This is a genomic window from Emergencia timonensis, from assembly GCF_900086585.1.
Lineage (GTDB): Bacteria > Bacillota > Clostridia > Peptostreptococcales > Anaerovoracaceae > Senimuribacter > Senimuribacter timonensis.
The window spans coordinates 838,905-862,527 of the sequence record NZ_FLKM01000009.1 but is presented as its reverse complement, the minus strand read 5'-3'; the positions used below and the strand labels follow the sequence as shown (position 1 = coordinate 862,527).

The 23,623-nt window shown below is 45.4% G+C and carries 21 protein-coding genes; 5 read left to right on the top strand and 16 right to left on the bottom strand.

All coding sequences use genetic code 11. From position 1 onward, the window contains the following. Positions 1 to 22: 22 nt before the first annotated feature. The 3 genes from BN6539_RS14960 to mraZ all read right to left on the bottom strand — a co-directional run bounded on the left by BN6539_RS14960 (position 23) and on the right by mraZ (position 1,795). Positions 23 to 349, bottom strand: a complete 327-nt coding sequence (locus BN6539_RS14960) for an FtsB family cell division protein (protein WP_067540295.1) — start codon at positions 347 to 349, stop codon at positions 23 to 25. A gap of 70 nt (positions 350 to 419) precedes the next feature. After that, positions 420 to 1,355, bottom strand: a complete 936-nt coding sequence (gene rsmH, locus BN6539_RS14955; protein WP_067540292.1) for a 16S rRNA (cytosine(1402)-N(4))-methyltransferase RsmH — start codon at positions 1,353 to 1,355, stop codon at positions 420 to 422. Positions 1,356 to 1,363: 8 nt separating this feature from the next. Next, on the bottom strand, positions 1,364 to 1,795 hold the full coding sequence (mraZ, locus tag BN6539_RS14950; protein ID WP_067540290.1) for a division/cell wall cluster transcriptional repressor MraZ: 432 nt from the start codon (positions 1,793 to 1,795) through the stop codon (positions 1,364 to 1,366). A 388-nt stretch (positions 1,796 to 2,183) separates the two neighbouring features. Between mraZ and BN6539_RS14945 the strand changes: the two genes are divergently transcribed. Next, positions 2,184 to 3,215, top strand: a complete 1,032-nt coding sequence (locus BN6539_RS14945) for a hypothetical protein (protein WP_067540288.1) — start codon at positions 2,184 to 2,186, stop codon at positions 3,213 to 3,215. Positions 3,216 to 3,301: 86 nt separating this feature from the next. Here the strand turns inward: BN6539_RS14945 and BN6539_RS14940 are convergent, their stop codons facing one another. Next, complete coding sequence (locus tag BN6539_RS14940) at positions 3,302 to 5,260, bottom strand: bifunctional metallophosphatase/5'-nucleotidase (RefSeq protein ID WP_074038134.1); 1,959 nt, start codon at positions 5,258 to 5,260, stop codon at positions 3,302 to 3,304. Positions 5,261 to 5,273: 13 nt separating this feature from the next. Further along, the gene (locus tag BN6539_RS14935) at positions 5,274 to 5,525 is read right to left on the bottom strand and encodes a GIY-YIG nuclease family protein (RefSeq protein WP_067540283.1); all 252 of its coding nucleotides are present in this window, start codon (positions 5,523 to 5,525) and stop codon (positions 5,274 to 5,276) included. A gap of 100 nt (positions 5,526 to 5,625) precedes the next feature. Here BN6539_RS14935 and BN6539_RS14930 point away from each other — a divergent pair, with 100 nt between their 5' ends. After that, entirely contained in the window at positions 5,626 to 6,432 is an 807-nt protein-coding gene (locus BN6539_RS14930; RefSeq protein ID WP_067540279.1) for a hypothetical protein, read from the top strand. A gap of 3 nt (positions 6,433 to 6,435) precedes the next feature. On the opposite strand, the gene BN6539_RS14925 is transcribed toward BN6539_RS14930, so the two are convergent. After that, entirely contained in the window at positions 6,436 to 8,502 is a 2,067-nt protein-coding gene (locus tag BN6539_RS14925; RefSeq protein ID WP_067540276.1) for a sigma-54 interaction domain-containing protein, read from the bottom strand. 384 nt (positions 8,503 to 8,886) lie between these two features. On the opposite strand from BN6539_RS14925, the gene BN6539_RS14920 reads away from it, so the two are divergent. From BN6539_RS14920 to BN6539_RS14910, 3 genes are all read left to right on the top strand, one after another. Then, positions 8,887 to 9,120: a hypothetical protein gene (locus BN6539_RS14920; protein WP_067540273.1), complete on the top strand. Its 234-nt coding sequence runs from the start codon at positions 8,887 to 8,889 to the stop codon at positions 9,118 to 9,120. A gap of 635 nt (positions 9,121 to 9,755) precedes the next feature. Continuing rightward, positions 9,756 to 10,481 (top strand): AzlC family ABC transporter permease, encoded by a 726-nt coding sequence (locus BN6539_RS14915; RefSeq protein ID WP_067540270.1) that lies wholly within the window; start codon positions 9,756 to 9,758, stop codon positions 10,479 to 10,481. Continuing rightward, positions 10,469 to 10,801: a branched-chain amino acid transporter permease gene (locus tag BN6539_RS14910; protein WP_067540267.1), complete on the top strand. Its 333-nt coding sequence runs from the start codon at positions 10,469 to 10,471 to the stop codon at positions 10,799 to 10,801. Before BN6539_RS14915 ends, BN6539_RS14910 begins: the two co-directional genes overlap by 13 nt. 54 nt (positions 10,802 to 10,855) lie before the next feature. Here BN6539_RS14910 and BN6539_RS14905 read toward each other — a convergent pair whose 3' ends face one another. From BN6539_RS14905 to BN6539_RS14855, 10 genes are all read right to left on the bottom strand, one after another. Further along, positions 10,856 to 11,509 carry a 3-oxoacid CoA-transferase subunit B gene (locus tag BN6539_RS14905; protein ID WP_067540264.1) on the bottom strand — a complete coding sequence of 218 codons (654 nt, stop codon included), beginning with the start codon at positions 11,507 to 11,509 and terminating at the stop codon, positions 10,856 to 10,858. Then, positions 11,497 to 12,210, bottom strand: coding sequence for a CoA transferase subunit A (locus BN6539_RS14900; protein WP_067540261.1), 714 nt, complete (start codon positions 12,208 to 12,210; stop codon positions 11,497 to 11,499). The genes BN6539_RS14905 and BN6539_RS14900 overlap by 13 nt, the downstream gene beginning before the upstream one ends. Positions 12,211 to 12,233: 23 nt before the next feature. Further along, complete coding sequence (locus BN6539_RS14895; protein WP_067540259.1) at positions 12,234 to 13,619, bottom strand: GntP family permease; 1,386 nt, start codon at positions 13,617 to 13,619, stop codon at positions 12,234 to 12,236. Positions 13,620 to 13,688: 69 nt separating this feature from the next. After that, positions 13,689 to 14,450, bottom strand: a complete 762-nt coding sequence (locus tag BN6539_RS14890; RefSeq protein WP_067540257.1) for a 3-hydroxybutyrate dehydrogenase — start codon at positions 14,448 to 14,450, stop codon at positions 13,689 to 13,691. A 12-nt stretch (positions 14,451 to 14,462) separates the two neighbouring features. Continuing rightward, on the bottom strand, positions 14,463 to 15,401 hold the full coding sequence (locus BN6539_RS14885; protein ID WP_067540254.1) for a 3-hydroxyacyl-CoA dehydrogenase family protein: 939 nt from the start codon (positions 15,399 to 15,401) through the stop codon (positions 14,463 to 14,465). Positions 15,402 to 15,666: 265 nt separating this feature from the next. Continuing rightward, positions 15,667 to 16,968, bottom strand: coding sequence for a sigma-54 interaction domain-containing protein (locus BN6539_RS14880; protein ID WP_242869420.1), 1,302 nt, complete (start codon positions 16,966 to 16,968; stop codon positions 15,667 to 15,669). 138 nt (positions 16,969 to 17,106) lie between these two features. After that, positions 17,107 to 18,297 (bottom strand): AI-2E family transporter, encoded by a 1,191-nt coding sequence (locus BN6539_RS14875; protein ID WP_067540248.1) that lies wholly within the window; start codon positions 18,295 to 18,297, stop codon positions 17,107 to 17,109. 1,069 nt (positions 18,298 to 19,366) lie between these two features. Then, complete coding sequence (locus BN6539_RS14865; protein WP_067540242.1) at positions 19,367 to 20,038, bottom strand: class I SAM-dependent methyltransferase; 672 nt, start codon at positions 20,036 to 20,038, stop codon at positions 19,367 to 19,369. A 437-nt stretch (positions 20,039 to 20,475) separates the two neighbouring features. Then, positions 20,476 to 23,019, bottom strand: coding sequence for a heavy metal translocating P-type ATPase (locus BN6539_RS14860; RefSeq protein WP_067540239.1), 2,544 nt, complete (start codon positions 23,017 to 23,019; stop codon positions 20,476 to 20,478). Between the two features lie 2 nt (positions 23,020 to 23,021). Further along, positions 23,022 to 23,330 (bottom strand): metal-sensing transcriptional repressor, encoded by a 309-nt coding sequence (locus BN6539_RS14855; RefSeq protein WP_067540236.1) that lies wholly within the window; start codon positions 23,328 to 23,330, stop codon positions 23,022 to 23,024. Positions 23,331 to 23,623: the final 293 nt, after the last annotated feature.

The window sequence follows — 23,623 nt, the reverse complement described above, 5'->3', positions numbered from 1 at the left end:
GAACTATTATACGTTTGCGTTATCAATTATATGCCTGTTCTTTGATCACCATGGCAAAATTGCCTTTTGGCGCATCATCATCTGATACATATACGCATTCGCCCTCGCTGGGATAAACCATACCCAGCTTGCCCGTAGCTACTTTTTCAATATGATCAATATTGTTTGCACTTTTAATCTTTACACTAAGTGTATCAATTTCACCTTGCAGTGCTTCATTAGAATTGATTAAACTGTTGTTTTCTACTCTCAGTTCTGCCGCATATGCGGCCAGCACCACCATAATGATACAAATGAAGCCGATGATGACTGTTGCAGTCAGCATGCGCTTCTTATCCTGATTCCTCATTCGTCCTACCTCACAAACTACACAAAACTTTCTCCTTAATACTTTGAAAACTTTTTCCTAGATACTTTTCCTAAATTTTTTCACAGACTCGCAGCTTTGCACTGCGCGATCTGGGGTTTTCCGCCAATTCTTCCTCTGAGGGTTGGATTGGTTTCTTTGATACCTTTTTGATATCTGCTGTCCTGCCACAAATGCAGACGGGAAATTCCTTTGGGCAGGTGCAAGGATTGACTCGCCTGTTAATGACTTCTTTTACGATTCTGTCTTCCAGTGAATGGAAGGATATCACACATAATCTCCCACCTGGATAAAGCACATCGCAGAACGCCTCCATCGCTCGCTCAAGTTGTCCGAGTTCGTCGTTGACTTCAATTCTGATCGCCTGAAAAGTTCTCTTCGCCGGATGGGGACCATCTCTTCTAGCTGCCGCTGGAATGGCTGCTTTGATGGTTTCTACCAGCTCAAAAGTACTTTCTATCGGCTTGTCCTCTCTTTTCTTGACGATAAAGGCTGCGATGCGTGAAGCCCATTTTTCTTCTCCATATTTAGATATGATATCGGTCAATGCCTTTTGATCATATCCGTTGACGATTTCATGGGCGGTAAAACTTTCGTCCTGGCTCATCCTCATATCCAGAGGGGCGTTCTGCATATATGAGAAGCCTCTCTCTGCGTTGTCCAACTGAAAGGAAGAAACGCCCAAATCGAGGAGTGCGCCGTCCACGCCGCTGATTTCTAACTCTTCAAGTACAGATTTGATATCCGCATAATTGCTCTGTATAAATAATTTCCGGCACGGATATGGTTCCAGCCGCCTGGAGGCCGCTTCCAGTGCATCCTGGTCGCGGTCAATGCCAATCAATGTCCCTCTCTCAGATAGGTGTTCACAAATTTTAGAGGAATGTCCTCCCCCACCCAAAGTCCCATCTACATATATGCCATCGGGATTGATTTTTAAATTATCTATGCATTCTTCCAGCAATACGGAAGTGTGTTTAAACTCCATAAAAACCTCTAAAAATTATATTGAGTCAGCGATTCCGCAAACTCATCTGCGTCCATCTTGGTATCGTTATCCGGGGCATCCCAAACTTCCTTACCCCAAACTTCGATTTTCTTCATGGCTCCCATCGTCACCAGTTCTTTGTCAATGCCGGCATACTCCTTTAGCTCCGCAGGGATTACGATTCGGCCCTGTTTGTCAAAGTCGCATTCCAATGCATTGGCGCAGACGTGTCTGATGTATCCCCTTACTTTGGGATCAGACTCCGGCAGTACTGCAATCTTTTCCAGCTGTTTTTCCCAATCCGGCAGTGAATAGATGTATAGACATTTATCCAAACCCTTTGTGATTACGCATTTACCGCCAAGCTGATCTCTGTGTTTGGAGGGCACAATCATTCTGTTCTTGGCATCTATTGAATTGTAATATGTGCCCATGAACATATGACGGCTACCTCCAGTTCTTGCATTGTATTTTCCTCCATTCTACACCACTATTCACCACTTTTCAAGAAATCTTTGGGCTTTTTTTGAAAAAATACCCCACTTTTTTGCATTCCTCCACCCCCAGCCAGATAAAAAAATAAAGCGACACAATATCTTGTGTCGCTTTATTTTTTTGTACCCAAATTTATCTTTCTGCATAGTATATAGTATCTCACTCAATATAGCCCCTGCCCCAATTTGAATCGCAAGACAAAACGGGGAACAAATTCGCAGGAATGCACTGCATTACATAGCCAGAAGGCTATTTTACATACATTCTGTCACGCGTACTCCAGTGGGCTCGCAGGCAGAATGTTGTATTTAAAATAAAGTGAGGTAATGTAATATGAATAACGAATCCATGGTCTATCTGACTAAGGTTTTCTCGGATCTTCAGGCGAAATCCTGTCCTCTGATGACTGAAATTACTGCTAATGCAGCTAATTTTAACCAGCAGTTGACTTTCTTCGATGACTGTGACTGCAACAACGGTTGCGGCTGTGGTTGTGGATGTGGATGTGGCTGCAACACAAACAACATCGAAATAGATGAAGACGCTAATTTTGCTATCGAAACGACAGAAGTTATCGTAAGTGATTTTGACCTTGTTTGTCCGCAGGAACTGGACGCCTGCAATGTAACCGTCGACGGAATGCCAGTTGACGAAGTGGACTTTTTCAATGAAAGATACATGGCAGGAACGAACGACCTTATGACTCGTATCTCCGATTGCACTTGCATGGAGAGAGGATTACCTACGAAGGGATACCTTCTCATCTGCAATGCAGGCCCTTGGAAAGCAAAGCTTACAATCGCCGTAACAGGTACCGTCTTCGGATGCGGCGGCAGCAGAAGATTTAAACTCTGCATGACTACAAAGAACGAAGTGTATGTTAACATACCTGGTACCAGCACATTTGCTGCATCTTCCATCTGTCTGCCTTGCACTACGGGAGGCATCGCTCCAGTGATCAACTTCTCATTTGGTGCAGAAGGAAGTCTGTTAAATCCATGTCTTACTACTGATCCTTGCGGACAGTGTAACTTGATGTTAACAGGTTGCTTAGTTGTAGAACCTGAAGTAGACGTTCAGGTAACTCGTCAGACTCTGTTCAGAACATCAGCAGAAACCGTAAATGTACCTTGCGACGACATCGCAAAATGCAGAACATGCGGAGACGGCAATGGTAATACCATCGCTGTAACAAACAAGTGCTGCGGCGCTGAACGTGACCAAGACAACGATTGCGATCATGATCACGATTGCAGGCATGAAGAATCATCTTGCGGATGCTGTGGTGGAAGTTCGTCTTCTAACCAGAACAGAGGAAGAGGAATCTCCTGCCAGTTCAACGGTTACAACGGCTGCAATTTCTAAGATTAAGTAAAAGAAGAGGCTGTCCATTACGGATAGCCTCTTTTGCTTCGATTTATAATGCTCTAATCTCGTCTGCCTTAAATTATTTACCGTCTGGAAAACATCATATCTTTCCTGCGGATGGTTCCTTTTCCGTATCGAATCCTTCTGACAAGCCTTACGACCAGGATCACAATCAGCGCCAGTAAGGAAAGAACCAAAGCTGCGGCCGCAGTGATGATCCAGAAGAATTTATTCGGATTTTTCAAAAGGTGAATCGGATTCCAGCTGTCGTTCAATTTCTTTCTTCCCTCTGTCGCACTGTATTTTTCCGGTACCTGATCGTCACTAAAATGATCCATATAAGAAGCCAGTGCGTACCACTCTTTCAGCTCGCTTCCATTTTTATTATAAATGATGTAATCCTCATAGTTTTTGATTTCATTGCCGTCTTTATCTTTCGGTGTTACGGACAACAGCCCGTAGGACATAGAATTGACTGTCCCCAGCATCTGGGCAGAATACAGATCAGCTACGACACGATAGAGTTTATCATCCTCAGGTTCTATATAGCTGCCGTCATCACTGCGAAGCATCACGTCATAGGCTCTGTTCAGAATCAGCCTATGGGGATTATATTCGTAATACAGACCGCTGAAATAGAGTCTGGCTGGCTGCATGAGATTGGAAACTGAAATGTCGATCTCTGCTGCCAGTTTCAGTTCCGCACCTGTCAAATAAACACTGACCAAAGGATAACCGGCGATGCCGTCTTTCCCTGTACCCAGGGATAGGGCGTTAAAGGCGTCGGCAGCCGTAATTTTACCTTTGTCAAAGGACCCTCTGATGACGCCGGCCGGCGCAACGGCAACCTCAACCTTTTCATAGTCGCTGCCCTCGGCCTGTTTGACGCCGTAGATATAGGAGTCTGCGATGAGATTTCCCAGAGTATCTTCTCCCTGCTCGGAACCAAAAGTATCGATTCCCGTAAAAGTGACGTCATTGTTGGTCAAAACGCTGTTCCAGCGATAACCGAACTTCGAGAAATACTCCTCGTCGACAAGATCCTTAAATTCGTCTTCAAGCGCGAGAATGGATTTATCGTCCTTTATTTTTTTGTCCAGAGGAATCAGTTTATATTTGTCCAACTGGTATTTTCCATCTTTATATTGAAAAGTGACGTTGCCAAGATTATCGTTATACTGACCGGCAGAAGCGATGACAGTATCGTTGACTATAATTGGCTGCGCAAGCTCCGTATGACTGTGTCCGCTGATAATTAAATCGATTCCGTCAACCTCTTTGGCCAGAATTTCGTCCTCTGACTTGTCAGGGTCGTCCTCGTTCGTTCCACTGTGAGAAATGCATACAATCATATCGACCTTCTCATGGGCTTTGATATTTTCTACCACCTGCCGGGCCGTTTCCACCGGGTCTTTAAAATAAGTCCCGCTTTCCGGCGCATAACTGGCGGATTCTTTGCCGAAGATACCAAAAACGGCTATCTTGCTGCCGCCTCTTTCTACTACTGTATAATCCTGATATCCGTAATCTTCTAAAGCGGTTCTAAGGTTCTCTCCATCTTCCTTTAAATCAGAATCCCCCAAGGTTTTCTGCCAGTCAATATTGGCAATGACCAACTGCGGAAGTTTATCTTTAGACTTTTTTGCTCTGTTCAGCATCTGGGCAAGGCCTTTTGAGCGGTAATCAAACTCATGGTTGCCCAATGTGGTCGCGTCAAAACCAACAGCGCCCATCATTCTCAGCTCTGATGCCTGGGATTTATAAATCGTCTGGTAAGGCGTTCCCATAGAAAAATCGCCGCCATCCAAAACAAAAGTAGCCTTATTCTGTTTTTTCTTTTCTTTCACCACAGTTCCGATCTTAGCGAATTTTTCAAGATGGGAGTGCATGTCGTGGGAAAAAATGATGGAAATCGTCTGCTTACCTGTAATTCCCGTGTCAGCCGTAACGACAGATGGCACTGCAATCATCAGAGCCATGCAGCAGATTAAAATTTTGCTCCAAATCTTTTTCAACTTCTCATCCTCACTTTTATTTATCATATATTAGATTTTATCACAATTTGTCAAACTTCGCCACAAGTAGTTCCTTCCTTTCCTTCGTAAGCCGCTTTATGGCGGCTTCTCGGCTCATAGCTTCTTCTTTCGTGTCAAAGGCTTCAAAGTACACTAGCGACACTGGCAGACGCGGTTTCGTATATTTTGCACCCTTCTTTTCATTGTGACACTTCACTCTTTTTTCAAGATCATTGGTCCAGCCAGTATAGAGACTTCCATCCGCACATCGGACCATATATGTGTAGTTCATCGCCAGACCTCCTATTTGCGTAATTTTTAAAAACATCCCGTATAATTTTACCTGGAAAAATAGACAATATAACCAAGATATATTATGAAGGAGATTTTTTATGTTCGATTACTTATTTTTTATTGCGGCTCTCGCCATTCCGTTTCTCATAAGCAACATCAAGACTTATCGTAAAGGCCTGGTAACAGGTCTCTTTCTCTCTCTGCTCTACTGGGGAAAAATCGTCCCTATTTTAATTTTAGTTCCCTTGGGCAGCGTGCTGTGCGTCTATCTTTCTGCTCGTCAATCAAAAGAAATAAAAGAGGATGCCATTTACGTAAAAAATTCTTCTCTTCCCATGTTGGCGGTTTTTGTCATCTCCATGGCTATTTTCTGTGCTTTTGAGGACACCTTTGCCCTTTATGGCAGCTATTTGGGGCTCAGCAGCCAAACACTCAGTCTCAGCAGCAGCCTCGATAAGATTGCCTTTATCATAGGGCCGATTCTCTTTGGGAACTGGTGCGACCGAAAGGGCCCCTTCAGCGCTGCTATCTTTCTTACGTTCTTGGCTGAAATTTCCGTCTGGTGTGCCGCAAACGGTCAGAACTGGGCAAGTCTCTTTGTCATAGGAAGTTCTTTGGTCCATGTATGCACCTCCGGGTTTTTCGTGGTGCTGCCGATCGTCGTACACACCCTCTTCGGCGAAAAGCATTTTTCCCGCGTGTATCCTGTCATCACTTTAGTCACCGCCGCGTCCTGGGTCGGCAGCAGGCTGCTTTATCTTCACAACTGGTCTCCTTCCAATAACCCCGGCAGTTTCCTGATCAGCCTGACACTGCTCACTATCGTATCCGCCTTTTTCATTTATGTGGCCTGGAGGCGCCGCCTCTCTCTGGTGTCGGAGGACAACTTGCAGAAGACCAGCTGAACGCTACAGCTGGTATTTTTTCTTGATCCGCATCAGCTTGGCCTGGGTGATGCCTAAGGAGTCGGCCGCCTTTCGCGTGGTGCCTTCTTTCTTCAAAGCATAGGAGATCAGCTTTTTTTCCTGGTCTTCCATCACCCGGTCAAAATGAATCTTCCCATCTCTGCGAAATTTGCCTTTGGCGTCTAAAATATTGTCTTCATAGATATTCTGGTTCAGCAGTGATTCAATATCTAGTCCGGATATCATGTTTTCTTTGCTGCTGACCACGATACGATGAACGGTATTTTCAAGCTCCCTCACGTTGCCTGGCCAGTCGTAGCTCTGCAGGGCGGCGTATCCGTTCTCGTCAATCTCTTTCAGCACGCCGTATTTCTTATTATACCTGGACAAAAACTCTTTTGTCAAAACGTAGATATCTTCTTTGCGGTCCCGAAGGGGCGGTACATTAATCTTACAGATGTTCAGCCTATAATAAAGGTCTTCACGAAATCTTCCCGTTTCTACCAGCCGCATGAGCGGAATGTTATTGGCGCAGATTACCCTCACATTGACGTTTATCTGCTTGGTTCCTCCCACTCTGTAAAATTGATTCTCCTGCAGTACGCGCAGCAGCTTGGACTGCATGGAGAGTGATAAGGTTCCGATTTCATCTAAAAACAAAATGCCGTTGTTGGCAAGCTCGAAATAACCTTTCTTACCGCTGGACTGAGCTCCGGTAAAGGCGCCGGCTTCATATCCGAAAAATTCGGATTCTGCCAGGTTTTCCTGTATGGTCGCACAGTTTACCTTGATACAGGGCTTGTCGTTTCTTCCGCTGTTCTTATGAATCAACTGCATGACCTTTTCTTTGCCGACGCCAGTTTCGCCTTGAATGATGACGTTGCAGTCATACTTTGAAATATTGATCAGTTCCTCCAGCATGGCTTCCGTAACATGGCTGGCGTAAATAAAGTCATCCACCTGGCTGACTTCATACTGTGAAAAGATGCCTGCCGTGCGGGCGCTGAGATCCTGTCGGAAGGAATATTTGCTGTACAAATGGTCCACCAGGTTCAATTCTCTCCTGACCTTTTTCAAAATTGATACGGTGAAAGAAATTTCGTCTGCCGAATACTGATCCAAGTCCACAGCGTGGATTTTTTTACGGATACTCTCGGCTACCAGTATTGCTTTGATGTAACCGTTGGCCAGACCGGTAAAATACACGGTTCCTCTGTTCCTGCACATGAAAATGCTCAGGGTTTCCGCCCCCAGCTTATCGATGCAGTTGATCACCATGTCCATCTGCCCGATGGTCTTGACGACTTCAGCATAACTGTCCACCGGATTGCGAACATCTACAAAGACCACTTCATCGGCATATTCTTCGAGAACCTGCTTCACTTCCTCTTCCGGGATACAGCCGTAAGCTTCGTCGTCCATTACCATCAGCAAGCGGCAGCGGTCACCCAGCTTGTCCCGTATGACGCCGCTGTACAACATGGCCGTCAAAAGGTCTTTCCCCAATATTGCGATACTCATATCCGCTTCTACCCTGCGAGATATGCTGTAAAAGGCGCCGCCCTCTTGCAGCGCCGTCAGCAGGTAGCGGATGTCTTCATCAAAGTGGCTGTCAAAGTACATCGTATCTTCAAAGACGATGGCATGACCTTTGACAATCAGCTGGCCATAGTTAAAGTCTACCTTTTCTATTGATTCAATATATAGAGGCAGGGCAGTCAGTGTCACCAAACAGAGATATTCATCGCCTACTCGATAATCGCATTGTTCTGCCAGACGGCTGCCGATCTCTTCCACACGACCATACAGCATACCGCCGCTGTCGGTGAAGGGATTGTGAAGCTTTCCCCGCTTGTCTATGATATCCATGATCCTTTGAATCACTTTCGATTCATCATAATCGCACTGACTGCATATCTGCTGAAAGCTATCCAGTTCAATGTGAACCCGTTCTACCTTAATTCTGGCTTCATTAGGCAAAACTTTTTTTGAATTATCTACTTTCCATGCCGTCACAGGAACGGCTCCCCGCGGTTGCAGGACTCTTTCTATTCCAAAAGTATCTCTCATAAGTTAACCTCCAGACGCTCTTTCATGGAACATTTCCTCTGAAATTAAAATCAGACGTCGTGATTCAATGGTTCCTATACTTCGGCAACGCCGTAAGATCGTGGAACCATTATACCATGTGCATTCCTTTGAAGATAAAATCGAAGCACATGATTCATTGGTTCCTACACTTCGGCAACGCCGTAAGATCGTGGAACCATTATACCACGGCAGTGATGCGATTTCAATTCAAAGAGCAAAATTTTGATACGATTTCGTTTCATCTTCTATAAAAAAACGTTGAAAATTCGTCATTTTCATGTTGGCACGACTTTTGCTCTATATATAGACAAAGAAAACCAAAAAGTAAAATTCAATATAGATTAAAAGTAAGGAGGCGGCATCATGAAGACCTTAAGAGAAAAAGAAATCAGAATCTTAGCTAGAAGGCTGAATCAGATTTACGATTTGCAGATTGCAAAGACGCTCTCTAGGGCAGCGCAGATTGAAATGTACAAAGAACTTTTGCTGGTTTACAGCAACTATTTCGGATTAAATCTGGATTCCCATGATATTTCCTGCTTCTTAGCTGAAAACCTGCCGAAAGTAGACAGATTTTCAGCAGACCCGGCTGCATAACTGCAAGCCATAACAAATAGCCATATTACTTATTTACAATTAAGTCATTTCTAAGGCAGACAGGGCATACCTTTCACGGTATGCCCTGCCTGTTTTTTGTTCTATTTCAGTATGATGCACTTTTGAAAATGTCCATAATTTCCTATGATGCGTTTCTTGGCGTGACGTATACGGGGTAGGGGTACGCACCAAGCATTGATTACAATAAGGTTAGGTTTTTTGATGCTGTCCAATAGATCTCGCGTAACGCTGCAGCGATATCAGACGCCATATCCCGCCATACGCCTTGAAATAAGACATGATTTCCTGCAGAATCCATGGATATGCTGCTCTCGGTTACTTTTGTGAATTGTGAACGGCCTTTGCGGCTGACAAATTGATAGAAAAAATAACCGGAATCAGATATACCCCCCTGTGGAAGCCTTCTCACAGTAATCCGGTTACGCGAGAATGTGCAAATGTGCCCAAAAAACGTAAACTTATCGTAACAGGATGTCATCCCGACGTTTTCTTTACGCTTCCTTAAGACATTACCATTTTTAAAGCAGCGCCTTGCCTGTTTTTTGTTTTCTTGTTGACATTTTACGCGATTTTCTTTATCGTATAGGTTAGATATTTTGTAAGGGAGACAGCGCATGAAAGAACTAAATTTTGCATTTAAACGTACCATCCCTATTTTGCTGGGCTACATCACCCTGGGCATCGCTTTTGGTATTCTGCTGCAGCAGGCCGGTTTTGGCTGGCCCTGGGCACTTTTAATCAGTACTATCGTCTACGCCGGTTCTATGCAGTTCGTTATGGTCACATTTCTGGGCGGCGGTATTTCACTGCTGTCAGTCATCTTGATGACCTTGTCTGTGAACAGCCGGCACATGTTTTACGGTATTTCATTTATTGAACGATTTAAGACTCTGGGGAAGGCTCGTCCCTACATGATTTTTTCACTGACAGACGAGACCTATTCGTTGTTTTGCGGCACCACGTTTCCGTCTGGTTTGAATGAGAAGAAGACTATGGTTCTCATGTCTGCTATGAATCAGTGCTACTGGATTATCGGCAGCGTCACAGGCAATTTGATTGGCAATATCATTCCCTTTGACACCACTGGCATCGACTTTGCCATGACGGCGCTGTTCGTCGTCATTTTTACGGAACAGTGGCTGGCCGCAGACTCCCATATTCCAACCTATATCGGTCTCTTCTCCGGTGTCATCTGTCTGATTATCTTTGGACCGGGCAGTTTTGTTCTGCCGTCTCTGATTCTGGCTGTGGCATTGCTTTCCGGCTGGACCGTAAAGACAGAAAAAGCAGATGAGAAAGAACCGCGTGAAAAGGAGGCGAATGAAGAATGTCAGGAGTAACCCATACTTTGGTCATCGTCCTGTTGGTGGCCCTATTCACCTTTTTTACCAGGCTGTTTCCTTTTGTCGTCTTTGGCCGCAAGGGGGAACCCTCTCACATGGTCAGACGGCTGGGCGACCTGCTGCCCCTTTCTGTCATCGCCATCTTGGTCATCTACTGCTTAAAAAACACAACCTTTGATGCGCTCAGCGGCTTTGCGCCCCAGTTCATCGCCATCGCGGTGGTGGCGGCCCTCCACATCTGGCGGAGAAATAACTTGCTCAGCATTCTGGGCGGTACAGCTTGTTATATGGTACTGGTACAGTATGTATTTGTATAAAAGAAAAATCCCCGCACGGTATATAGATGCGGGGATTTCCGCGTAATTAAGGTTTTATTCTTTCATCGGCTTCAGGTTCGGACTGAAAATCAGCTCACATCCTGTAGCCGCCTGAATGTCTTCTTTCGAATAATCCGGATGTAATTCTGTTACAACCAGGCCTTCCGGTGTCACTTCCATGACGCCCATCTCTGTGATGATCTTGTTCACACATGCAGGTGCTGTCAGCGGAAGCGTACACTTCTTTAGGATTTTGTGTGCACCTTTCTGTGTGTGCAGCATGACGATGATGCACTCCCTGGCACCAACTACCAGGTCCATAGCGCCGCCCATGCCGGCAACCTTCTTGCCCGGAACGATCCAGTTAGCCAGGTCCCCGTTCTCTGCCACTTCCATAGCGCCCAGAACCGTTGCCGCAACGTGTCCGCCTCTTACAAGACCGAAGCTGGTAGCTGTGTCAAAGTAGTTGACTCTGTCTACAGTGGTTACATAAGCGCCGCCGGAGTTGATGATGTCTACATCTTCTTTACCTGGTTCAGCCGCCTCAGCAAGTCCTGCGAATCCGTTTTCGGAGTGCAGTGTGACTACGATATCATCCGGAATGTAGTTTGCAACCATCGTAGGAAGACCGATACCCAGGTTTACGAAATCTCCGTCTTTAAATTCTTTTGCGCATCTTTTCGCAATTCTCTGTTTTAAATCTGCCATTTTGGTTCTCCTTCCACGATCGTATCTACAACAACACCTGCAACTACAAATGTATCCGGATCTGCTTCGCCGATCTCTACGACCTTTTCGCTCGCCAGGATTACGTGGTCAGCAGCGCCAGCCATCACATAGTTGAAGTTCTTTGTCGCTTTATCACATCTGAAGTTGCCAAACTTGTCACAGATAGACGCTCTGCACAGTGCGTAGTCAGCTCGGAGCGGCATTTCCAGAAGATATTTTCTGCCTTCGATTTCGAGAACCTTCTTCGGTCTGTCCAGTTCGTCCAGCTCTTCTTCCATCGGTGTGCCGACGCCGGTCGGTGTCAGAACGCCGCCCAGTCCGTAGTTTGCCGCTCTGATCTTCTCAGCCAGGGTTCCCTGCGGAACCAGTGTGCACTTGAGGGTTCCGGCTACCATGCCGTCACCGATCAGCGGATTCATGCCTACGTGGGAAGCGATGATATGGTCTACCATGCCTGCTTCCAGCAGCTTACCGATGCCTCTGGCAGTCTTTGCCCCATATGTACCGACGGGAAGGCCTCCATCGTTACCGATTACAGTCAAATGCTTTACGCCCTTTTTTACCAGTGCATCGATCAGGCATTCTGGTGTTCCTGTTCCGAGGAATCCGCCGACCATGATTGTCATACCGTCTTTGATGCCGGAAACTGCTTCGTCAGCAGTCTTGATTTTGTTAATCATCTGTTTTCTCCTTCATTTATCTCCTAGACTATACCGATTGAACCCAGTGCGATGATAACGGCACATGAGATCAGCGGAATAATAACTGTACACATTCCAATGTTGAGGTAACACTGCTTATGAGACATACCCGTAACCGCCAGCAGGGTGATAACTGCTCCATTATGTGGCAGAGTATCCATGCCTCCGCAGGCAACCGATGCAACTCTGTGCAGTACCTCCGGACTGATTCCTGCCTCTCCCGCTCTTTCCAGGAAGGTCGGAGCAAAGGTTTCAAGCGCGATGGAAAGTCCTCCAGAGGCAGACCCTGTAATTCCGGCGAGAACCGAAGATGAAATAGCCTCGCCGATAAGCGGATTTTCAAAGGTGTTTAACATTACGTTGGCAAGAATGGTGAATCCGGCCAAAGTCTTAATTACATTTCCGTATCCTACCTCTGACGCCGTGTTCATAATTGCCAAAAACGATCCTGCTACACCTTCCTTTAATACTTCCACTACACTGCCCATTCTTTTGTAATTACAGATAATGGCCACCAGTACGCCGATAATCAGTGAGACGATCAGGGACCAGTCTCCGATGACCTTTGACAGAGTAGTTCCGTACTGTTCAAGATAGGATGCATCCATATCTTGAAAGATAAATTTTGAGAAAATATAGTTGCTGGCGATGACCAGGATAATCGGTGCAATGGCAATTCCAAACGGCGGCAGTTTTTCTCTGTCCATAATCGTCAGTTTTTCCTCTTTATGTTCACCGTAACCTTCGCCAGCTGCCATAGCTTTATTCTTTCTCCATGTAAGCCAGAGCATGCCGCCAAAGAGCATGATTGCTGCTGCGATGATACCCAGAATCGGAGCTGCAAAACCGTCTGTTCCAAAGTACTGCATCGGTATCGCATTTTGAATCTGCGGCGTTCCTGGAATAGCTGTCATTGTGAAAGTGAAAGCGCCAAGAGCAATGGCCGGAGGTAAGATTCTCTTCGGAATTCCTGCCTGTCTGAACAGTGCCGCGCCGATTGGATAAATAGCGAAGGCCGCGACAAACAGAGACACGCCTCCATAAGTGATAACCGCGCAAGCCAAAACGATAGCCCACAGCTCTTTGCCTTTGCCTGCTTTTTCAGAAATGAAGGTTGCAATGGCATCTGCAGAGCCTGATGCATCCATCAGTTTTCCAAATATAGCACCCAGCATAAAAATTGGGAAGTAGGCTTTCACGTAGTTGCCTAAGCTGGTCATGAAGGCCTCTGTATAAATCGCCAGTCCGTGGAAGTCTCCTCCTTCGAAGATCGCAAAGGCTGATGCCAGCAAAGCAAGGATCGGGGCCAGTAAAATAATGGACCATCCTCTATACGCCAGGTATATGAGCAATCCTAATGATAATATAATTCCTATAACTCCTATCATTTTTCTCTCCTCTTCTTAATTATCAATCATAACGTTCACGACAAATGCATCCCAAACCCCTTCTTGCATTTAGCCAGCAACCCAGCCGCCGTCAAGAGGCAGTGCGATGCCAGTAATCGTATCTGCGTTATCGCTGCAAAGGAATTTGACAGCCTCACCGATCGTTTTTAGATCGATGGTCTTCTTTACAGCCGCTTTCTGGAGCATGATCTTGGTTAATACTTCTTCTTCACTGATTCCGTGATGTTTTGCCTGGTCCGCAATCTGTTTTTCTACCAGCGGCGTTCTCACATAAGCCGGACAAATAGCGTTACAGGTAATTCCCTGTGGCCCACCTTCCAACGCCGCCGTCTTGGTCAACCCGATTAGACCGTGCTTTGCAGAAATATAGGCGGATTTGAATTCAGATGCGACTAGGCCGTGAATAGAACTGATGTTGATGATCCTTCCCCATCCGTTTTCTTTCATGGAAGTCCAAGCGTATTTTGTCATAAGGAACGGTGCGGTAAGCATCAGCGATATAATCAAGTCCCATTTGTCTTCAGGGAATTCTTCAATAGGGCACACATTTTGAATTCCTGCAACATTTACCAGGATATCTATGCGTCCGTTATTTTTAATGGTATAGTCTACTAATCCTTTGCAGTCCTCTCGGAGGGTCAGGTTGGTGACTTTGTATTGGCATCCCAATCGTCTGGAATGAGAAATCAAAGCTTCCTCGTTGATGTCCGCCATAACCACCTTGACCCCGTCTTCTGTGAGGGCTTCTGTGATTGCCAGTCCGATACCGCTGGCCGCGCCTGTTACAATTGCAGTTTTTACATTACTCATATTCTACCTCCTCTATGATTCTCCAAATAGACATTTAGATACCTTCGTATACATTTGATCTCTGTACATAATCGATTCCTCGTCTTTTCCGTCGCTGTAGTCGTAGAATCCACGCTGGGATTTTACACCGTACTGCCCCCTATCAAAGGCTTCCGCCAGCAGGCCGAAAGGCTTCTTTTCGTCACAAAGGTCTTCGAACAGATACGATGCGATGTTGTAAAAGATGTCTAGTCCTCCGTGATCCGAAACCTCGAAAGGCCCCAGGCATGCATACCGTACGCCAAGGGCGTATTTCATCACCCGGTCTACGTCTTCTGGCGTCGCAATGCCTTCTTCGACGATATACAGGCATTCTCTTAGAATCGCCAGCTGTATTCTGTTAAGTGCAAAGCCCGGGGCGTCTTTGACGATGACTGGCTTCTTATCCACCGCTTCTGCCAAAGCGTAGACAGCAGCAGTCGTCTCATCAGATGTTTTCTCCCCTTTGATGACCTCGATCAATGGAATGATGTGCGGCGGATTGATCCAGTGCATGCCTGCAAAGCGTTCCGGTCTCTCTACCACCTGGGCGATATTCGTAATGGAAAGTCCCGACGTGTTACTTGCCAAAATCACGTCCTTATTGACCTGCTTTGACAGTTTTCTCCAAAAGTCATGCTTTACCTCGATTTTTTCCAAAATCGCCTCAATGACGATGTCTGCATCGGCAAGATTTCCCATATCTGCAGTATATTTGATACGTCCCATCAGCTCTTTTGATTTATTCTCAGATACCAGTCCTTCTGCAACTTCCGTCTTCTGATTAATTTCGATGAGCCGCTCAGCCTTTGCCAGAGCTTCCTCAAATATGTCAAAGAGGGTCACCTCGTATCCATATTTCGCAAAGGTCTCAGCCATAGACGAACCCATTGTGCCCGCTCCAGCGATGCTGATTTTTTTGATGTTTGTCATCCTTTCACCTCCTTAAAGATTTGTGGAATGTAATTTAAGTTTGCTCTATAACAAGGTATTGAGCAAAGATCATGCCATTTTTTTCAAATCTAATAGGATCGTTGGAATATCAACAATTTTCTGACATGTCCTGTTTTGATGGTATAAAAAAAGCATCTGAAATTGATACTTCCAGATGCTTTTTGTTCATATTTTCGAACGTTATGATTTTATCCTTAGAAAAAACGTTCCAGTTTCGGAACAATAACTCACTTTTCTTTATCCCCTATTTAGCTAAAATTTCGTATTTTTTCATTTTTTCGTGGAGAGTTGTTCTGCCAATTCCTAAAGCGTCCGCTGTTCGTCCCTTCCTTCCTCTATTCTCTAATAAGGTGTTCACAATATATTGCCGCTCGGCTTCTTCCATATATTCCTTGAGATTTTTGTTTGATTTTTCAACGTGTAAGCGAGTAATCCCCACCGGCAGATCTTTTACTGCAATCATTTTGGTATCATCAACAAAGTGCACCGCCTGCTCTATTACGTTTTCCAATTCTCTCACATTTCCCGGCCAGTGATATCTTTTTAGGTACTCCATCGCACCCGGGGTAATGCCTTTAACAAAAATGTTCCGTTTTTCGTTCATTTTTTCCAACAGCAGCTTTGCCAGATACGGTATATCATCACTGCGTTCCCGTAGCGGCGGTATGTTGATTACGATTACGCCCAGTCTGAAATAAAGATCATCCCGAAATTCTCCCTTTGCTGCCATCTCCTCCAGATTCCGATTTGTAGCAGCAATAATCCGCACGTCCACACTCTCGGGTCTGCTTGCTCCAACTCGTCTCACCTGTCTGTCCTGTATGACCCGCAGAAGCTTTGCCTGCATATGCATGGGAATTTCGCCGATTTCATCTAAGAATATGGTTCCACCATTTGCCGCCTGAAAAAGACCAATAGAACCACCCATTTTGGCTCCCGTAAAGCTGCCGCCCTCGTAACCAAACAACTCCGACTCCAAAAGTCCCGGCGCGATGGCAGCACAGTTAACGCACACCAAGGGACGTTCATTCCCCCACTTTTCCTTGTGGATAGCATGGGCGACCAATTCCTTGCCTGTTCCACTCTCACCCAAAATAGTGATATTCGAATCACTTGAAGCAACCTTTCGAAGAAGGTCCCGCAAGTCCTTCATTTCCGGGCTCTTTCCCCATATGTCATCGATGCTGTAACGAGCCGTATTCATCTTGTCAAAGGTGCTTTCATAGAAATTTAGTTCCTTTTTCATCTTGCTAATCCTGTTATGAAGTTGGTCCAGATCCTTTACATCTTTAAATAGAACTCTGCCAAAGGCTCCGATAACAACTCCATCCTTAAGGATGGGAATCCGGCTTGCAATCATATTTCTTCCTTTGATCTTATGGGTTCTCTCCAGTTCCGGAATTCCGCTGGCGATGACTTCCATCATTCTGGTATTTTCAATCACCTTGTCTACACGTTGCCCGATTGCTTCATCTTGACTGATTTCGAGAAACTTTGCATAAGCTTTGCTGATAGCGATGATAATTCCGTCCGTATTCACGAACACAATGAGTTCTCCTGATGTATTAAACAGGAAATCCAACAAAAAACCTTTACTATGCAGGTCGCACTTATTCAATGATTTCTTCATTTCCGATTCATCACCTCTTCTTAGTCTTTGACATATCAAAAACGTCGTTCTCTATCATTCCTCTTCACCAGTCATAACGCTTTCTTCGAATACGGCCTTCTCTTCCCATTTCTCTCTCGGCACACCCTTCTTTTTCAACCTGTCTTTGACAAAAAGTCTAAAGAGCGCATAGAGCACAGAACAGATCGGAATAAAGAGAATCATTCCAACTACGCCCATCAGGTTTCCACCGATCGTAATAGCAACTAAAACCCAGATGGACGGCAAGCCCACAGAATTTCCCACTACATGAGGATATACCAGGTTTCCTTCTAACTGCTGCAGCACTAAAAATACGATGATGAACATAAAGGCTTTAAACGGACTGACCATCAAAATCAGCAAAGCGCCGATAGCACAGCCAATAAAAGCCCCTACCATGGGAATCAGCGCCGTAAAAGCGATCAGCACTGAAATCAGCATTGCATACGGCATCCGAAAAATACTCATGGCGATGAAAAACATCATTCCCAGGATGCAGGCTTCCAGGCACTGCCCAGATATGAACTTAGAAAAAGTTTTGCTGGCAAGGCTGCAGACATAGAGAATTCTCTCCGCTGTGTCTTCCTTGAATACTGCAAACAATATTTGTTTACCCTGTCCCGCCAGCTTCTCCTTTGCCATGAGCAGATAAACTGCAAATACAAATCCAATAAAGAAATTGACAATCGCGCCGATAATATTGGTCACCGCTCCGATGCCGCTGTTAACCATGCTGGTCGCCGCTTCCTGCATGAAAACAGAAAGTTTCCGCGCAATATCAGTCCAGTCTACGGAAAGCTGTTCTGCCAAACTCTGCAGCGCCTTCCAGTAACTCATCTTGGAAAAAATCCAGTCCTGCGCCGTATTGATGGCGCCAGGCAGTTCCCTGGCAATACTCATCATGGTTTCTGCAATCTGCGGAACGATGATGTACATGGCGATGATGATGACGCCGATGACCGCTGCCAGTGTGAGCAAAAAAGAAAGCGGCCGCCGTCCAGACTTCAGCCTGTCCGTCCTGTGAAATATCCAGTATTCGATTCTGGTCATCGGTACATTGATGACAAAGGCAATGCCCGCACCTAATATGAATGGGAACATGATGCCCAGCACCCCGCCAATTGCCTCGACGACTAGTCCGATATTCTTAATGCCCAGGTAAAACAAGATACAGGCAAATGCGATCAAAATAAAGGTTTTAATATTTTTTTTGTTAAACTCCAATGTGTTCTCCCCTCTTATCCCAAATGTAATTATGGAGATATTCTACCATAGGCCCGCGTATTTGACAAATGGAAAGTAGCTGTCAGATCATTATGATTTTGCACGCTTTGCGTTATAGGCAAATTGCATATTTTCTAGCTTCAAAATACCCCTCATCTTTTTGGCCTTTATTTATTATAACCAAAGTATATGTTAAGGTAAATAAATCTCGATCAAAAAACGTCCTCTGTCTTAATGAATCGGCAACGGACGCGGGCGGAATTATTTTATCTTTCTATATTGAACACGGAAAGTACCCAACCATATACCTCCTCTGTAGAGTAGCACTGACCATAATCTATCCAAATTGTGACAGTCGTCGTAGAAAAAGAATCCTTTTCTTCCGTCTTTATAGTATATTAGACCAGCAGACATAAAAATAATCTCATTATTCTCTGATGCACCTCAAGTGGATTCATCTCGTCTACTCATATTGGTTTGATTCAATGTGTTTAATTTGCTTTGTTGGAAAGAAACCTTATTTATTGTATTTGTTACCGTAATAGCGCCTATTCCCAACAGAAATCCTATAATAACAATTGGAAGCATTACGACAAGATGTGGTCTTGCAAACAAGACAATCAGTGATACCATAGCTGTTATCGTAGATATCAAAAATACATTCACAGATCTCCGATACAATCGCTGTAACTCTTTTGCCTTCTTTTTGTCATTAAAGTGCTCCCATATATACAGACATATCCACAATACAGCAACACCCCATGCGCAAATAAGATAAAACGATAACCACTTCAAAATTTCTATCATCGTATGCGTCGAATGAAAAAAAGTATGACCGGCACATGTGAAAAGTACGATGATCGTAATTGTTAAGATTATCTTCCATCTTTTTATATCTTTCATTGTAGTATCCTTTCCGTCAGTCAACTCCTCATCCAGAAACAAGATACCCAGACTGTTCTCTTCTGATAAGACTGACTCACCAGAGTCAAAAGTTCGCAGCTCGTACAGAATATCCATCTGCTGGCAGATCAATTCGACTGCACGGGATATCCTATTCCGATACCGTTCATTTCTCCACAACCAGGAAGATGCTGGATTCATCCACTTCTGTCACCTGATACCCATATCCAGAAGCCCTGCCAATCATGTCCATGTCCTCCAGCGAGTGGGTAGTTGCCCGAAATCCGTCTTTGCAGACGATCACGCCGTCTTTGGTTTCGTCCATATCGATTTCTCCCAGCAGCCCCTTTTCCGCCTGCTCCTGAAACCAGGCAACCCGCTGTTCCCAGAAATTAGGGCTGTAGCTGCTGAAAAAGGCTTTCCCATCTGCTGACAGCAATGCCATCACCTCTTTGACGTACTCCATCGGCTCAACCTTCATGGCTGAAAGACCGTTCTGCAGACATAAAATCACATCAAAAGATGCCTCAAGCTGAATGTGATGTGCATCCATGATGAGCAGCTGTGCATTCTCCATCTCTTTCAGATACTCCCTGCCGAATTCCACATTCTCACGAGAGATGTCGATGCCGACTATAGATCTGCAAAACGGAGCCAGCTCCTTCATGATGCGTCCATACCCTGCGCCCAGTTCCAGGATCTGCTCTGTCCCTTGCAGATGATTTTTTACATAGGAGATTTCCGCCTCCAAATACTGCGATACCCCGCAATACTTACTTTGATAGACTTGATAAAGCTTTTGTGCGTTCAGATTCTGGTCATAATAGTTATCCTTCATGGCAGACCTCCTGTTCTCTAATATATCAACATTTTATCTCGCTGATAAAGTTTGTCCTCAATAAGGGCTGAGGTACCCCTACCCGGTACACGGCTGTCAAAAAAATAAAAAAATGCCCGATTTGTCCAGTTTTGCTCCTGATTCGGGCAGATTTTTCTCTTTTTCAAGAATTTCTTCAGTGCAGAATCTTTCTTAAAACACAACTCCACGGCATTTCGCTAAAAATCCAGCAAAAAATTATATTCAACATACAAATTACATGGTAATATCGATTATATTTCCTGTATTTTACCAATATACCCCTTCCAAATTTTGAAATCTGCCATAAATCCTAGTTTTCTTGCCTTTTCTGGCAGATCGCCCTGCTCCCACATACCCCCTTTGCACATCTCAAAAAAATCCCCCTGCAATCTGCAAGGGGGCTGATTTCAATCAGGCTATTTTACCAGTGTATAACCGGCGTCTTCGATGACGCTGGCAAAGGTATCCATGGAAATCTCTTTTTCTGCTGTGACAGAGGCAAGCCCTGAATCCAGATTTACCTCTACTGCACTCACACCCTCCATAGCGCTCAGCGCATCATTTACGTGTTTTTGGCAGTGGCCGCACATCATTCCCTGAATCATCAATTCATACTTCATTTCTTCATTCCTCCTCGGTTCTTCGGCACTTTCGCTGCGGACGATCATCTGCTCACGAGCCGCTTCCTGTGCCGGACTTCTCTTTACTTTAAATCTTTTTAAACGCAGCGCGTTGAGCACCACGCATACACTTGACAAGCTCATAGCTGCTGCACCGAACATGGGCGACAGCTTCAGTTCAAACATCGGATAGAGTGCCCCTGCTGCCAGAGGAATACCGATGGTATTATAGAAGAAAGCCCAAAATAGGTTTTCTTTGATATTCTTGATGACTGACTTTGACAGTCTCACCGCAGTCACCGCGTCCAGCAGGTCGTTTCTCATCAAAACCGCATCAGCGCTTTCGATGGCTACATCTGTACCTGCACCGATGGCAATCCCCACATCAGCCTTCGCCAGGGCCGGCGCGTCGTTGATGCCGTCCCCGATCATAGCCACCTTGTGACCTTCTGCCTGCAATGCAGCGATGTGCTTTTCCTTGTCGGATGGCAGCACTTCTGCAATCACTTTTGGTATGTGCAGACGCTTTCGAAGCGCTTCTGCAGTTCTCTTATTATCTCCAGTCAACATGACCACGTCGATCTTCATATCGGCAAAGGCTTCAATTGCCTCTCTGCTGCTGGCCTTCTCTACGTCTGCCACAGCGATCACGCCGATCACCTTATCTGCGCCAGCGAAAATCAAAGGCGTTTTGCCCTGATCCGCCAGATCGTTCAAGGTCGTCTGAATTGCGGCTGTGTCTATGCCGGCTTCTCCCATCAGAGCGGCGTTACCTGCTAAATATGCTTTCCCGTCGATAGACGCTTTGATGCCGCGTCCAAAGACCGCTTCAAAGTGCTCCGCTTCCGCCGGACGTATTCCTTTGACGCCTGCGTATTCCATGACCGCCTCCGCCAGAGGATGCTCGCTGCCGGATTCCAGTCCGCTGGCGATTTCTATCAGCTGATTCTGATCTATATCAAAATTGAGCACGTCAGTAACCTTCGGTTTTCCCTCAGTGATGGTCCCTGTCTTATCCATGATCACTGTGTCCACGCTGTGGGCTGTTTCTAAGGCTTCACCGGATTTGATCAAAATGCCGTTCTCGGCTCCTTTGCCGGTTCCTACCATGATAGCGACTGGTGTTGCAAGTCCCAGAGCACATGGGCAGGAAATGACCAGTACGGAAATGCCGATAGAAAGTGCAAACTCAAAACCTGCGCCGGCGATAAGCCAGATGACTGCCGCAATGATTGCAATGCCGATAACGACAGGAACAAAAATTCCCGCGATTTTATCTGCCATTCTGGCAATTGGCGCCTTGCTGGCGCTGGCTTCGTCTACCAGTCTGATAATCTGGCTAATCGTAGTATCGTCTCCTACCTTTTCACATCTGACCTTGATAAAGCCGGTTTTGTTGATCGTGGCAGAGACCGCTTTGTCGCCGGGCTGCTTTTCTACCGGAATACTCTCGCCAGTAATAGCAGATTCGTCGATACTGGTGGTGCCGCTGATGATTTCACCGTCAGCCGCAATGCTCTCGCCCGGCCTGATGACCAAAATATCTCCCGTCACCAATTCGCCAGCCGGTATCTCCACTTCGATGCCGTTTCGTTCGACAGTTGCCGTCTTTGGCGCCAAATTCATCAGCTTCTCAATAGCCTGGCTGGTCTTCCCCTTTGATCTGGTCTCCAGGTATTTCCCCACTGTAATCAGGGTCAAAATCATGGCCGCTGATTCGAAGTAGATATCGCCTGCATATCTGTGCACTAAGTCCATATTTCCGGTCTCATATCCGGTCGTCATCCTGAAAATGGCAAAGACGCCATAGATAATCGCCGCTGCTGACCCCATGGCGATCAAGCTGTCCATATTAGGGTTTCCTCGGAACAGGCTTGGAAATCCCTTGAGGAAATATTTCTTGTTGAGCACCACGATAGGAATCAAGAAGACGACCTGCAGCAGTACCATGGTAAGGGGCTGATCCGGCATATGCTTTCCGGTCAGCATGTGTCCCATGGACACGTACATCAATGGAACCAGCAGAACCACAGACCAAATCAATCTGTGCTTCATCTGCTTCGCTTCATCAAAAGCGGCCTTCGAGGCCTCTTCCGCCTCTGCCTTTCCGGTCGTGGAAGGAGCATCACCGCTGTCCAACGATGCTCCATACCCGGCTTTTTCTACAGCTTCGATAATCTTTCCGTCATCTATTAAATTGTCGTCATATGAGACCTGCATGGTACCTGTCAGCAGATTCACGCTGACCTGATCCGTACCTTCCAATTTCGACACTGTCTTCTCCACCCTGGAGGAGCAAGCCGAACAGGTCATTCCAGTCACCTTAAATTTCTCTTTCATCTTTACCTCATCAACTTGTGAAGCGTGCCGCAAAGCTCGTCGACCATCTGGTCATTTCCCGCTTTGATGTCTTCCACTACACACGATTTAATATGCTCAGAAAGCAGGAGTTTATTAAAAGAATTTATGGCGGCGCTGATCGCTGACACCTGATTGATGATGTCGATGCAGTATCTGTCTTCTTCGACCATTTTTTTCACACCGCGTACCTGCCCTTCGATCTTATTTAATCTCGAAATTAAATCCTTATATTCTTTTCCTTCTCTATGGGTCGTCTTCTCTGCACAAGCAGAGCATTTTTCCGTTGTCATATGATCATCTCCTTTTCCTTGATGATAATAGTATACCCCCGTAGTGTACATTTGTCAAATTAAAATATTATGAATTAGTTTTTTTGCTCAAACAGTCAAAAACACGCGATTTTGAAAAAAGTCCGCAACTATTGAAATTGCAGGTTTTCAGTTGTCAATACTGAACTTCTCCCTTACATTTCCCCTCTGTAGCCTTTGAAAACACTGGTATTTTTATTTTTTGCCAAAACAGCAAAAAAACAACAATACGGCAAAAATTTTATATTCTCCATCAAAAAACCGGCTTCTCCTGT